Below are 13,629 nucleotides of genomic sequence, written 5' to 3' on the forward strand. Positions count from 1 at the left end.
CCGTGTAACAGCGGGGCAGATCACAGTGTCGTGGCAGCTAATAACAAGACTGATAAAAAGCGGGATACTCGGTTTATTACTATACGGTGGTTGGGTTTGCACCGTCGCGGCACAGGCCGGTGTCGACCCCAGTCGGGTGGACGAGCGGGTGCGCCCCAGGGCCGATACGCCGGACCTGGAGACGCCGGTCGTGGTGCCGTCGACGCCTTCGCAAACGGCACCAAAGGGGGCCCGGCAACAGAAATTTCAGATCACCGGTGTGTTGTTCGACTGGCAGCTGGCACTGCCGGAGGGACGGTTACAGGCGCTTGCGGATCAGTACACCCACCGGGATATCACGCTTGCGGATGTCTATGAACTGGCAGCCCGGGTAACCGCAGCTTATCGCGATGCCGGGTATATCCTGACCCGTGCGGTGGTGCCGGCTCAGCGCATTAGTGATGGCCGGTTACGCCTGCAGATTGTCGAGGGTTTTATCGACAAGGTGGAAGTCGAGGGCGATGCGGGCGGCGCCCTGTCGCTGTTATTGCGCCACGCGCAACGCCTGACAGCGGCGCGGCCCCTCACCGCCGCGGTGCTCGAGCGCGAGCTGTTGCTGGCCGGCGACATAACCGGCCTGTCGCTGCGCAGCGTGCTGACGCCATCGGAAGGCACCGCCGGCGCCGCCAGTCTCACCCTGGTGGTGGATCGCAAGGCATTCGACGGCTACATCGCGGCGGATAACTTCGGCAGTCGCTACCTGGGCCGCGAGGAGCTGATGGCCGTCGGCTACCTCAATGATGTCTTGGGTACGGCCGGGCGGCTGGGTTTGACCGGCGTGATGACGCCGGATGGCGATCCGGAACTCGCCTATGGTGCGATCAGTTTCCAACAGCCGTTGAGTGCCAACGGGCTTTCACTGTTCACCTCTTACAGCCATTCGCGCACGCGCCCGGAGCTGGCTATCGGGGCTCTCGATACCGAGGGCGAAGCAAAAACAGTGCGGCTGGAGCTGTCTTATCCCTTTATCCGTTCGCGGGCGTTCAATCTGATGGGCACGCTCGGTCTTTACGGCAGCGACATAGGTTCCGACAATATCCTGGTCGACCCGGTGTTTGAAGACAATGTGCGCAATATCAACGTCCGGCTGTTTGCCAACAAGTTGGACGGCGGTGGGGGTTACAACACCGCTGAGCTGACCTATACCCACGGCGTCACTGCCCTGGGCGGTTCAAAAATTGGTGATGCCAACCTCTCCCGCGCCAACGCCGGCAGTGACTACCGGCGACTCAACTTTGAAGTGACCCGCCATCAGCCTCTCGGTAACGGGCTGGCGCTGTTGGTAGGGCTTGCCGGCCAGACGTCTTTCAACGAAGACCTGCTGGCATCCCAGGAACTGGGTTTTGGGGGCAGGTATTACGGTCGGGCGTTTGATCCCGCCGAGATTACCGGAGAAAAGGGGCTGGCGGGGAAAATGGAGCTGCAGTGGCGCATACCCGCGGCGCTTTCTTTTCTGCAAAGCACCGTGTTCTACGGCGCCTATGAAAACGCCACGGTTGAACAGGTCACTGTACTGCCTGGCGAGCAACGCCGGGAGAAATTTGAATCTCTGGGTATTGGTGCGCGCGCCACGCTGCTGCAGCGCTTCAACATCGACTTCTTCGTTGCCAAGCCGTTTGCGCGAGACGTGGGGGCCGAAGGCGATCGAAACCCACGTGTGTTTTTCTCCATGGCTTCCACGTTTTGAAGCTGAAGTATTTTGATAACGCGTGCCCGAAAACAGTAGCGCTCAACATAACAATACACTGAGGGCTTGGGACCGGTCTTTTTCTGTAGTCTGGCGGTCCTGTCCATTGGGCACTGTAGTCGACAGCCGGCGCCAGTGACGTTTTGCCGGGCTGGCCGCCGACCCGCACAGGAATCGATATGAACAGCCAATTCCATACCAAAAAAGCAGTTTTTACCGGACAGCCGGCGACCCTGACTGCCCGCACAGCGGCACTGAGCACCAGTGCTCTGGCTCTGGTGCTCAGTGCCGGAGCTGTTGCGCTGGACCCCGAGACCCTGCCGAGCGGTGCCAGCGTTGCGGGCGGCGCTGTGTCTATTTCCCGCAGCGGCGCGCGTCTGGATATCAATCAATCCACCCGGCGGGCGGTGATCGACTGGCGCAATTTCGATATCGGTGCGGCGGCACAGGTCAATTTTTCTCAACCGGGAGCCGCTGCGATAGCGGTCAACCGGGTCAACGGCAGTACCGATCCGACCCAGATCAACGGCGGGCTCAGCGCCAATGGCCAGGTCTGGGTGCTGAATCCAAACGGTGTCATGTTCGGTGCCGGGGCGCGGGTGGATACTGCAGGTCTGGTGGCCGCCGCCGCGGATATCGATGTAGAGCGCTTTATGGCGGGCGACACGCGCCTGGCGTTGCAGGGCGGTGGTGGCGGGACGGTATCGAACGACGGGCACATTACCATTAGCGAAGGCGGTCTGGCGGCCCTGGTGGGACCGTCGGTGAGTAACAGCGGGGTGATTCACGCCCGCCTCGGCAGCGTGACTTTGGCGGCGGGCGAGACCTTTACTCTGGACCTCGCCGGTGATCGACTGGTGGAGATCGGCGTGGGCGCTGAACAGGCGGCCGTTGCACAATTGGGGGAGGTGGCGGCGCAGGGCGGCGTCGTCACTCTCAGCGCGAAAGCGGCGGGCGGGCTGCTTGATTCCGTGATCAATGTGACGGGCGTTACCCTTGCAAACTCAGCTCAGGTTGTCGGCGGTGAGATCATCCTGGACGGCGGCGATATACAGATCGCCGGCACACTCGATGCCAGCGGCGCAGCCGGGGGCGGGTCTGTGGATATTCGGGGTACAACCATTACCACCGCCGCAGGTGCAGACATCAGGGCGGATGCTCTGGGTTACGGTGCGGGTGGCACAATCCGGGCTTACGCCGGCAACGACGGCTTCTATGACGGCAACTTCTCCGCGCGCGGCGGTGCCGGTGGTGGTGACGGTGGTTTTGTGGAAACCTCCGGCAAGCGTGTGGCGATTGCCGCCGGCCTGTCGGTAGATACCCTGGCGCCCCAGGGCGCTGCCGGCACCTGGTCCGTCGATCCGGATAACCTGACGGTAATTGCCAGTGGCGGCGACGGTGAGTCGACGCTCGGCGCCGACACTATCGTCGCCAACCTGGCAACCACCAATGTGCATCTCGAGGCGGCCGAGTCCATCACAATCGAGGCAACCATCGACAGCTCCGCGCAGGTAAACGGCAACAACCTGGCGCTGGTGGATGAGAACGGCGATGGCAAGCTGGCTGTAAATCTCAATGCCGGTATTTTGTTGGGGGACAATCAGACCCTGGCCGGGGAGGCCAGTGTCGTCAACGTGGCCGCCACCGGGCTGATTCAAAATGGCGTCGATATCGCGAATGTCAACGGGCTGGTGAACGTTGCGGCGGGTGTCTACGATGAAAATGTCTCTGTCCACGTGGCGGGCGTCACCGTCGCCGGCGCGGCCGGTGCCACGTTAACGACAGGCCTCGATCGGGAAACCGGTTTTTCTATTTCCGCCAACGATGTGACCGTTACCGGGATGACGGTGACCGGTCCGTTCAGCGATGCTTTCACCGATGTCGATTGGTCCGATCCGCTCAATCACAATACCGCGATCAACGTCGCTGCTAACCTGGCCGGTATCCGCATCATCGATAACGTGATCTCGGATGTTCGCACCGGTATCAATTTGGGCAGCGGCGCCGCCGTCACAGTGACCGGCAACCTGATTGAGAACACCAAGGGCTCGATACTGGTGCGCACCGATCTGGCGACGATCGACGCTAACCGCAGAGGTGACCGGGGCAGCGAGTGGGATATTGTCTTCTTTTCTGTCAGTGATGGTGCTTATACCACGTCGCCGTTTGTCGACGCGGCGCAATACGGCGCGGATATAATGGCGCTGTCGGCGGACAACGACGGTATGTGGATACTCGACCGGCGCTACGGTGCCGGCGGTTTTCTCGGCGATACGCCGGCGATCGGCAACCGCTCCCATGTGACGGTGTGGGCGGGGTCTACCGCTACGGCGGGCGACGATTTTGGTTTGGGCAACGGTCTCGGCAATCGGCGCCAACCCCTGGCAACTATCGGTGCGGGTATAGATGCGGTGGTAAATGGCGGTGTGGTGGACGTACAGGCGGGAGCCTATGCCGAGACCTTGACGCTCGACAAGACAGTTCTGTTGGCCGGACCCCAGGCCGGTGTCGACGGCCGCAATCGCAGCGGCGAGGAAGCGGTGTTGACGGGCAGTATCTTTATCACCGGTAACGCCGGCGGTTCTACTGTTGACGGGTTGACACTGGTGGACGGCGGGCGGGTGCAGGGCTCCAACGCCGGTATTTATATCGGTAGCGGCGCTACCGACATCACCATTCAAAACTCGGTTTTCAGCCGCTTCGGTGCAGCCGATGGTGACGGTTACCGCGGCATCTTAACCACTTCCGGTGGCGATCAGGGTGGTCTGTCGATTGTAAATAACCGGTTTGCCGGCTGGGCGACGGGTGTTTATCTGAATCCCGGGGCCGCCGGCGCCCGGGTTCTCGCCAATGACTTCGATGGCAATTTTGTCGGCATGTCCATCGATGGTCCGCAGGCGGCTGTGGTCAGCGGCAACCGCTTTACCGGCAGTTTGTTTGAAGGCCTCGGTTTGGGGCCGGGCAGTGCTACCGTTGCTGCCACTATCAGTGACAACGACTTCGATGCTAACACCACCCACGTCGGTCTCTACACCGGTGCAGGTACCACTGTTGCCCTGCAGGAAAATCGGTTTGACGGTGTTGCCGTTGCCGATATGAGCAACGACCAACTGCTTGCGCTGGCTGCCAAGGTCGGCGACGGCACTGACAGCGCGGGCGCTTACGCCGGATTTGCCGACCTCAGAGATGGTTATGTGGTGATTACCGCGGGCAATGATATTGAGACGGGACTCGGTTTCGCCGCCAGCGGCGATACGGTTTTGCTCGGCGACGGGACGTATCTGCTGGACAGCACCCTGAATATCGACACCGGCCTGACTTTGACGGGCCAGAGTCAGGCGGGCACCGTCATCGACGGCTCGGCGGTTAACGGCTACGGTGTTTACGTTACGGCCGATGCGGTCACCCTCAGTGATTTCACCCTCTATGGCCCGGCCGGCAACAGCGGTGGCCGCTACGGTATCAAGGTGAATCCGGCCAATGCCGGTGCGGCGGGCAGCCGGTTGACGGACTTCGCTATCGCGGATGTGACCATTCGCGGTTCCGGCCGCGCTGAACTCGATCTAAATGGTGTGCAGGGCGCGACTATTGCCCGGGTAACGGCCGATGGCCGCGCGCTGGCTGACAGCAGTCTCGAAACGGCGGGCGCCGGTATCCAGATTACCGACAGTGCTGACATCAGTCTGGCAGGGGTAACCACACTCGGCAATGCCTGGGGCGGTGTGGCGCTGTATCAGGCGAACCGCTTTTTTGATCAACAAACGGCCGGCATCCGCATCGATGCCGCTACCAGCACCTTCGCTGAAGCCGTCGGTGTGTTTAGCCAGGACAGCTCGGACACTCTCGATTTTGGGACGCTTGAACTGGCCGGCTTTTCCCACGTCGTCAGGAATCCCGATCACCGCCCCGGTGGTGACAGTTTCACGTTCTTCCGCACCTCACAGCAGGATGCTATCGATTTTGCCACCGGGCTTGCCGCGCCGGACTCCAGTTATATCGAAGGTTGGACCGGGACGGCGACCAACGGTAATTTTACGGTGGGCACCGCCAGTACCGGTGATGCTATGAGCATCGCCACTGCCGTCGCCGCGGCGGTGGCGGGTAATACGGTGATTGTGTTGGACGGCACCTATCGAGAGACGGTGACCGCCGAGCAGCCGTTGAACTTCTCTTTTGGTGACGTGGTTGTTGGCGGTTTGACGTTAAATGGCGCGGGTTCCTCGCTGAGCGGGCGCCTGGCGTCGGCGGGAGAGGGTTTTAGGTTCAACGCACCCCTGCTGCTCGCCGGAGATACCGCCCTGACCGCGACCGCCGCTGCGACGATTGTCGCGGGCGCTATCGATGCTGCAAGTGCGGGCGAACAGGGTTTCGAGGTCAATGCAGCCGGACCGGTAACCCTGGGGGCCCTCGGGGCGTCAAGCCGACTCGGTGTGGTCTCGATTGCGGCGGGGGATACGGTACTTGCCGGCGATACCTATCGGGCCGGCGACCTCACCTTTGCCGGTCCCGTGACCTTGACTCAGGCTTCAACCCGGTTTGATACCGGGGTATCGGCGACCGCGGCGGGCGATATCCGGTTCAGCGGTGACGTATTTGGTACTGTCGATGGCGAGCAGAGTATAGTGTTGGTTGCCGGTGACGGTAACGGCAGCGTGAACGGCGATGTTTTTATGCAGAATGCCGGCACTGCGGCGGTGAGACTGGGTTCGATGGCGGTGCAGGCGGATGACTTTTCCGCGGCCACGGTAAGGCTGGCGTCCACCTACGACGCCCTCCTTGCCGGTAACCAGGTATTTACCGATGAGACACTCACCGCCGGCGGCAGTGTCAACAGCATTGTCGGTGGCGATGCCGAGGGCCCGATCGTCAGCGGCGGTAATATTGTGGCGGTGATTGGCGGTCGTGCCTCAGGTTCAATGACGGCGGCGGGTGATGTAGACACCAGGGTCGCGGGAGATGCACTGCTCGAGATCGTCAGCGGCGGTGATGTGAAAACCGAGGTTGGCGGCGCGGTGACAGGTTCCATCGTCGCACGCGGCAGCGTTGACAGTACCGCCCAGGGTGACGCCTCGGTCGCCATTACCGCAACTACGGGTAATGTGGTGAATAATGTCGGTGGTAATTTTGACGGTTCGATGCTGGCAGGCGGGCAGGTTGAGAGCGCGGTCGGTGGCGATGCCGCGATAGTGATTACCGCCGATGGCGGTGTGGCCAGTAGCGTCGGCGGCAATCTCGACGGTTCGATTGTTGCCGGGGGGGATGTCGAGAGCAGCGCGACCGGGGATGTGGCAGTCGCCATTACCGCTGTGACCGGCAATGTTGTGAGTGCGGCTGATGGCAATATGACCGGTTCGATCGAGGCCGGTGGCCAGGTACTGGCCAGCTCCGGGGCTACTCTCAGTGGTGCTATCCGCGGTGACGATGTGGAGGTGGCAGCCGGGAATGTGCACGCCGATGTGACCGCCCGGCAAACGGCAGTAGTCACCGCTGAACAGGCTTACACCGGGGCGCTCAGTGCCGGCGACTCCGGTTTTATAACCGCACAGACTGTGGATATTGAACTCAGCGATGGCCGCTTTGTCGTCGATGCCACGACCGGTACGGTAACGGGGAACCCCCAGCGCATTGATCTCAGCGGTACAGGAACTCTGGCCGTGAATGGTCAGGTCATGGTGGGTAGCGGTGAGGTCAATCTCAACCAGATAGTCGTGGAGAGTTTCGATCTGCCGCAGCAACCCCCGATGATACCCAATGCGGACAACACGACGTTGTCGCAGGACGCCATCGATGCGATCGTCGCCCGCGTCGCACCGGCAGCCGCGGGTGATCAGTCGCAGGTGGTCTTTGTGCGCAGTGTCGAGAGCCTTGGAGAGCTGATGGCCAAGGGTTATAAGGCGATAGTGATTGACGTGGAGTAGGGGTGGGAAGGGCGTTGGGGTGACGGTGTCGCCGCTCCCGGCTATAGAAGCGTTTTGAAGGCTGCCGTTGTTCGAGTGCGGTGTCTGCCGGCGTCAGTAAACGGCGGCACGCCGCACCCGCTTACCCGGTGCGGCGCAAGTGTATCTTGGGTCTGGTTTTCAGCTTGAAAGAGTGCGGGTGGGACAGTGAATCCCAAAGCTCGTACAGAGGCTGCAGTAACGTATAGTCACAATCCCCCAGGTACCAGCGGTAGACATCGAGATTGGGAATATCCCGCTCCTCCATCCAGACCCTGTTGTTACAGAGCTTGCCCAGGCAGACAATGGCGATCGCGTCTTTACGCTCATTGACTTCGATGCCGAGCTTTGAACTGCCGCAGTTAATGCATTTTGATAAAGGTTTCATAGGCAGAGACAGAGTATAAAAGTGATAGTGTCAATGGATGGCTTCCGTGGCATTTCCATCTATAGTGTTTTCAGAATCCGCATTGCTCACGGATTTACAGTGTTTCCAGCGAGGCGCTTTGGCTGTTTCTTTAACTTCTTTAACCGCTTCTTTATCGCTACCGCTTCAATAAACCGCTCTAAATGAGATCACTTTTTATCGACTAAAGTTATCAAATGTAAGATAACCGGACCTCAAATAACCGCATTTTCGAGCTGATTATCGCCAGACCACAAATAGCCAAGTTAGTAAATAGCAAAATATAGGTTACCGGATACACAATACGCTATCTGTCGTCTATTACCACTAATACATTGTATGATTTGTATTGATAAAGAGTGTCTAAAAGGCGCCGTTAACGGCTGGCGGGAAGTCTTTGGCCATTCGCTCAGTTACGGCCGTCCAAAGTGTAAGGTCTGTTACATTGCCGTAAATTCGTGTTGATTCTGCCGCGCTTTCGAGTCGCAGGCTGGTGTCATTAAAGCTGTATACCGGTGTGAGATCGGCCCGGTTGGAGGCGCGAAGTAATCGCTTATCAATATTGTCGAGCACAAAAGGATCGGCCCCGGGCAGCGGATAGTAGAACAGCACCATATGACCTTGGGCACTGTTAGGCGTGATGGTGTAGGTGATGCGCAGTTTGGTTTGGGGGATACCGGCAGCTTTCAGGGAGAAATACTTGCCGATAGAGAAATCCTCGCAGTCACCGCCATTGGAGGAGAGCATCTCCACCGGTGTAGCCCAGTAGTCCTCCCTGGCCCAGTGGACGGTATCGCTGATCCAGCAGACCCGATTGAAAAAGTCATTAATAGCAGTGACTTTTTGCAGCTCTGACAGGGCGGCGTTGCTCTGCAGATCGGCGAGCAGGTGCTGCCAGGCTGCCAGGTGATTGGCGTTGTTGTCACCGCAGGGGTTGGCACCCATGCTCTGGGTCCAACCCGGCGCGCTCAGGGTCCAGGCCACCAGCAGTGCAATCATTGACCGATGCAGTATTTCCCTCACCCTTTATACCCCTACGGCCCATATCCCTAAGAAACGTCAGTGTGTCCCAGGGTTGTTGGGCAATGAATAAAGCCACTTAGTGTCGTGACCCTCTCTAACTCCTTGCCAGCTTAATGAGGCGTGCTTTGAACGAAACACTTACAATGTCTAGGTTTGTAACCCCCGGGCTGCGGGCGGAAAAGAAGTACCTGGTAGCAGTGACTGATGCCATCGAGTTGGCCGGTAGGGGGCGCCGTGGTTTTTGGTTACCGGGAAGCGGGTTTATCGCGGCGGGCGCAGCGACACAGATGATCTGTTTCAAGGCCCGTGTTCTGGAACAGGCACCAACACTCGAATCGAGACCTGCGCCGGATCAGGGTATCGAGTCCGCGGTCGTATGCGGGAGACTTATGAGGTCTTCGGGGGAGGCTAACCGGGCTTGGTAGCAGTAGCCCTTGAGCTGCAAAGACTTGCGAGGCCTGCGGAACTTTTTAGATAGCTTTTTTCAGATAGCCTGCATCGCTTTTTCCGCTGACTGCAGTCTGTTAAAGATGGTGGATTAATCAACCGCGGCAGCCAGTTTGCAGGTGCCGCCGAATAGGTCCGTTCCTTTGAGAAACATAAAAGGTTTTGGTTGGTTTCTATTAAAGACTTCTATATAAAGATAGTCCACGGCAGTTGTCGGTTCGTAAACTGTAATGACCTTGTAGGATTGTGTTTTCGAGCCGGCATCCACGACGGTCGGTTGACCCTCGGTATTGTGATTAGACAGTGCGCCATCCATTTTACCCGTTAGCGTCTCGACTGCGAAAAGCTTGCCGATATGCAGACGGGCAAAGTTACCTGCATCCAGGTGGCCATCGTTTTGAAGGCTTTGTGCCGATTGGACCTTGCATTTGTAAATTTCTTCGGCACCTAGTGTAGTGCTGTACGCGACAAACATAACGAGGAGAGACTTGCTGATTGGTAACATCATGATGAAGATTGGGGGACAGTATTTGGCGCTTAGTGTAACGGCTGTCGACGCCACATTCAAAGCTTATGCACTGAATAATGTAAGGCTTTGTACTTTGCGTACTGCTTGAGCGGTCTCGTGTATTGGCTTGTTGGTTCCAAGCTGTTTGCAGGCACTTTTGTGGTTGCTGTTTGACAGTATCGATAGCCCAAGCATTAAGCACGAGGCCGGCTTCGTCAGAGGCAATAGCACGGACAAAACGAGTTGGTCTCAGCGGCAATTTCCAAAAGGCTAAGAGAGGATATCCCTGTGTTGAGGTCGCCTAAACAGAGGTTGTGGCCCAACGCTTTTGGTTGTGACAAGGTGGCGCCGGCATCGCTAACGCCGGATCACAGTCGCTTCGTGATGACAGTGCTTCCCCCAGGCGACGAAGTGCTGCAGATTTCACCGCGGCCGCGATGTTACGGCAGTGGCCGGCACGCGAAAAGGTCGGAGGTATAGCGACGCCGTTTGCACAACCGTACAGGCTTGCCAGGGTTTCCAGTTGTCCGCTGTTTTTTCGAGTGGCAATTAGCTGTCTTTATTTGCAGTTCGCCAAGTGACGGCCGGGATTTTGCTGCGGTGCAGTTTTCATCACCTAAGTCCGGGTTGCGCCGGTGCGAATGAACAGGGACGCCCAGGCCAGCGCCGATGTGGCGGTCATCACCGCCGTTACCGTTATCGGACCGAAGCCGATCAGCAGTCCAACCAGTTGAGCGACCAGGCCGCTGACCGCCAACTGGGAAAAGCTGAACAGCCCCGATGCCGCACCGGAGCGCTGGCCTGCGGCGGCCAGGACGCCTATCTGGGCACCGGGCAAGGCCGCGCCCTGAGCCACTGCCACCGCTGCTGCCGGCAGAAACAGGCCCCAGGGTGTGAACAGCGTCGAATGACTGATCGCGGCAGCCACACTGCACGCCAGCAGCGATACCGCGGCACCCAGTGTCAACAGGCGTTCGCGGCCGATACGATCACCGTAGCGACCGGCCATAAAACTGCCGAGGGCAAAGCCGATGGGGATGCCGATAAAATAGAACCCATAAGCGGTGGCCGGCAGGCCGAAGTGATGGGTGATGATATAGGGCGCGCCGGCCAGGAATGCCATAAACGTGCACTGGGACATAGTGCCGAACAGCAGGTAGCGGCGATAGCGGTTCAGGGCCAGCAACTGGCGGAATACCGGAAAATCCAGTGCTGCCGATGTCGGTGGCAACGAGGCCGGGCGCGTTTCCGGCAACTGTACCGCCAATAGTAGCCACAGCAGCGCGGCGATCCCGCCGACAGAGGCAAAAACACTGCGCCAGCCGGTGGTCTCAATCAGAAAGCCGCCCAGGAGGGGTCCAAACATCGGTGCCAGGGTCATCGCGGCTGTGATATAGCCGAGCACGCTGGCAGCGCGACCGTCCCCATAGACATCCCGCACAATGACCCGAGCCAGCACAAACCCTGAGGTGGCGCCGGCCGCCTGCAGAGCCCTACCGGCAATCACCCACTCGATACTCGGTGCCAGCGCACACAGGCCGCTGCCGATAACAGCGATGGCAACGCCCCACAGCAACACGAAGCGGCGGCCGATACTGTCGGCGAGGGTACCGTAAAACAGTGAACACACTGCCATCGCCCAGATGGATACCGACAGCGTCAATTGCGCCACCGCCGGGGGCACGTCAAAACCGCGCTGTATCGCCGGAATTGCGGGGATAAACGACGTCATCGCCAGTGGTCCCAGTGCCGTAACCAGTACCAGTACCAGCAGAAATGACCAGGAGTCACGCACCTTACTGCAGGCGGCAACCGTGTTTGAATGAGAACTGCCGGCGGCTTCAAGCCCGTCGCTGGTTTCGGTCAGACAGCGTGCTTCACTGTGATCAGGCCTGGTTTTCATGCAGAGTAATCCACCGGATATCAATGGGCGTCGAACCGGCCCCTAGCAAAGCCCGCACTCGCCTGAGCGGACCTGTATTTTCCATGACATCGGCAGTGGCGGCTACTGTTTTATCGCCCCGCGCGACCACCGCCGCGGCCGCCAGGGGGTGTGTAAGCCGGATAACGGACCAAAACCACGCCGAAAACTGTCTCCGGAGTCAACCGGCAGAACTGCCTGCCAATATGCCTGCGGCGGGGCCCAGGCAATTGCCCCGTTTTGTTAAAGGTTGCACTATACGGTTGATGTCCGGCGCCGGCGTATAGCTTCAGCCGCGGTGTCACTGTCTGTTATTATCTTTAACGCTAACTTGAGGGGCTAAGGTAAATTCATGCGTATCCGTTGTGGAAAGTATTTCGGCGTCCTGTTTTGCGCGCTGTTTCCTGTTTCCCTGTTTGCTGCCAGCACGCCATTTGAAGTTTGTATATCGTCCCTCCAGCAACAGGCCCGGGCACAGGGACTGTCGGTGCGGACGGTGGAACTGTTGGCTCAGGTAAGCCCGGTTGAACGAGTCATCGAACTGGATCGCCGCCAGCCTGAATTCAACCAGAGTTTCGCCGATTATCTGACACGACGGGTCACCGCCGACCGGGTGCAGCGCGGGCGGGCGCAGTTGCGGCGCCACCGGTCTCTACTGAACCGCATCGCCGTCGATACCGGTGTGCCGGCCCATTATCTGGTCGCTTTTTGGGGACTGGAGACCAATTTCGGCAGTTTTCTGGGGTCCATGCCGGTACTGGACTCACTGGCCACACTGGCGTGCGATCTGCGTCGCAGCAGCTATTTTACCGGTGAACTGCTGGCGGCGCTGGAGATCGTCGACCGCGATGAGGTGACACCGCAGCAGATGCGCGGCTCCTGGGCTGGCGCTTTTGGCCATGTGCAATTTATGCCGTCAGTTTTTTTGCGCTATGCGATCGATGGTGATAATGATGGCAGACGGGACCTGTGGGGCAGCATACCGGACGCTATGGCGTCGGCGGGCAACTATCTGGCCAATTTGGGTTGGCAGCGGGAAGAGCGCTGGGGGCGGGAAGTGCGTTTGCCGGAAGATTTTCCTTACCATATGAGCGGTATCGATAAACCGCAGCCGCTGGCAAACTGGCGGCGTTTGGGCGTGCGCACTGCGCTGAACAAGCCGCTGGCGACGGTGGATATGCAGGCGGCTTTGCTGCTGCCCGCCGGCAGTCGAGGACCGGCCTTCCTGGTGTATGACAACTTCCACACGATTATGGGGTGGAATCGGTCAGAGTTTTATGCGCTGGCTGTAGGACGTCTGGCTGATCGCATCGCCGGCGCCGGCGGTCTGTGGCGCGCGCCTCCCGCTGATGTTCCACAACTACCCCGGCAGGCGGTGCAGAGCTTGCAAACCGAACTGGTGCAGCGGGGGCTTGAACCCGGGAAAGCGGACGGTATTTTGGGCCCGGCTACCCGTGCTGCCATTCGTGCGTTCCAACACGACCGCGGGATGTTAGCCGACGGTTATCCGCACCCCGAGGTGTTGCGGGCCTTGGGCTTAGAGAATAAGGATATAGAGAATAAGGGGTTAGAGAATAAGGGTTTAGAAGACGCGGGCGCGGAGGACATGGATGTTGAGGCTGCCGATGGCGAAGCGGCGAACAGGAAAGCTGTGGATTAGAA

At 59.2% G+C, this 13,629-nt stretch carries 7 protein-coding genes; 3 read left to right on the forward strand and 4 right to left on the reverse strand.

Annotated elements, in window-relative coordinates; translation table 11 throughout:
* The first annotated feature begins 25 nt into the window (after positions 1-25).
* The gene (locus FKG94_RS00455) at positions 26-1,726 is read left to right on the forward strand and encodes a ShlB/FhaC/HecB family hemolysin secretion/activation protein (protein WP_179957416.1); all 1,701 of its coding nucleotides are present in this window, start codon (positions 26-28) and stop codon (positions 1,724-1,726) included.
* Between the two features lie 179 nt (positions 1,727-1,905).
* Entirely contained in the window at positions 1,906-7,644 is a 5,739-nt protein-coding gene (locus FKG94_RS00460; RefSeq protein WP_142902219.1) for a two-partner secretion domain-containing protein, read from the forward strand.
* Between the two features lie 121 nt (positions 7,645-7,765).
* On the opposite strand, the gene FKG94_RS00465 is transcribed toward FKG94_RS00460, so the two are convergent.
* The 4 genes from FKG94_RS00465 to FKG94_RS00480 form a co-directional block, all read right to left on the reverse strand.
* Positions 7,766-8,050, reverse strand: a complete 285-nt coding sequence (locus FKG94_RS00465) for a hypothetical protein (protein ID WP_142902220.1) — start codon at positions 8,048-8,050, stop codon at positions 7,766-7,768.
* Between the two features lie 381 nt (positions 8,051-8,431).
* Positions 8,432-9,067: a transglutaminase-like cysteine peptidase gene (locus FKG94_RS00470; RefSeq protein WP_142902221.1), complete on the reverse strand. Its 636-nt coding sequence runs from the start codon at positions 9,065-9,067 to the stop codon at positions 8,432-8,434.
* A 562-nt stretch (positions 9,068-9,629) separates the two neighbouring features.
* Positions 9,630-10,013, reverse strand: coding sequence for a hypothetical protein (locus tag FKG94_RS00475; protein ID WP_142902222.1), 384 nt, complete (start codon positions 10,011-10,013; stop codon positions 9,630-9,632).
* Positions 10,014-10,662: 649 nt separating this feature from the next.
* On the reverse strand, positions 10,663-11,949 hold the full coding sequence (locus tag FKG94_RS00480) for a multidrug effflux MFS transporter (RefSeq protein WP_142902223.1): 1,287 nt from the start codon (positions 11,947-11,949) through the stop codon (positions 10,663-10,665).
* A gap of 370 nt (positions 11,950-12,319) precedes the next feature.
* Here FKG94_RS00480 and FKG94_RS00485 point away from each other — a divergent pair, with 370 nt between their 5' ends.
* The gene (locus FKG94_RS00485) at positions 12,320-13,627 is read left to right on the forward strand and encodes a lytic murein transglycosylase (protein WP_142902224.1); all 1,308 of its coding nucleotides are present in this window, start codon (positions 12,320-12,322) and stop codon (positions 13,625-13,627) included.
* Positions 13,628-13,629: the final 2 nt, after the last annotated feature.

Source organism: Exilibacterium tricleocarpae, assembly GCF_007004655.1.
Classification (GTDB): Bacteria; Pseudomonadota; Gammaproteobacteria; order Pseudomonadales; family Cellvibrionaceae; genus Exilibacterium; species Exilibacterium tricleocarpae.

Bases quoted from the DNA above. Each gene is read 5' to 3' on its own strand.
- FKG94_RS00460 (WP_142902219.1), top strand. From the start codon at position 1,906: ATGAACAGCCAATTCCATACCAAAAAAGCAGTTTTTACCGGACAGCCG.
- FKG94_RS00465 (WP_142902220.1), bottom strand. From the start codon at position 8,050: ATGAAACCTTTATCAAAATGCATTAACTGCGGCAGTTCAAAGCTCGGC.
- FKG94_RS00470 (WP_142902221.1), bottom strand. From the start codon at position 9,067: ATGATTGCACTGCTGGTGGCCTGGACCCTGAGCGCGCCGGGTTGGACC.
- FKG94_RS00475 (WP_142902222.1), bottom strand. From the start codon at position 10,013: ATGTTTGTCGCGTACAGCACTACACTAGGTGCCGAAGAAATTTACAAA.
- FKG94_RS00480 (WP_142902223.1), bottom strand. From the start codon at position 11,949: ATGAAAACCAGGCCTGATCACAGTGAAGCACGCTGTCTGACCGAAACC.
- FKG94_RS00485 (WP_142902224.1), top strand. From the start codon at position 12,320: ATGCGTATCCGTTGTGGAAAGTATTTCGGCGTCCTGTTTTGCGCGCTG.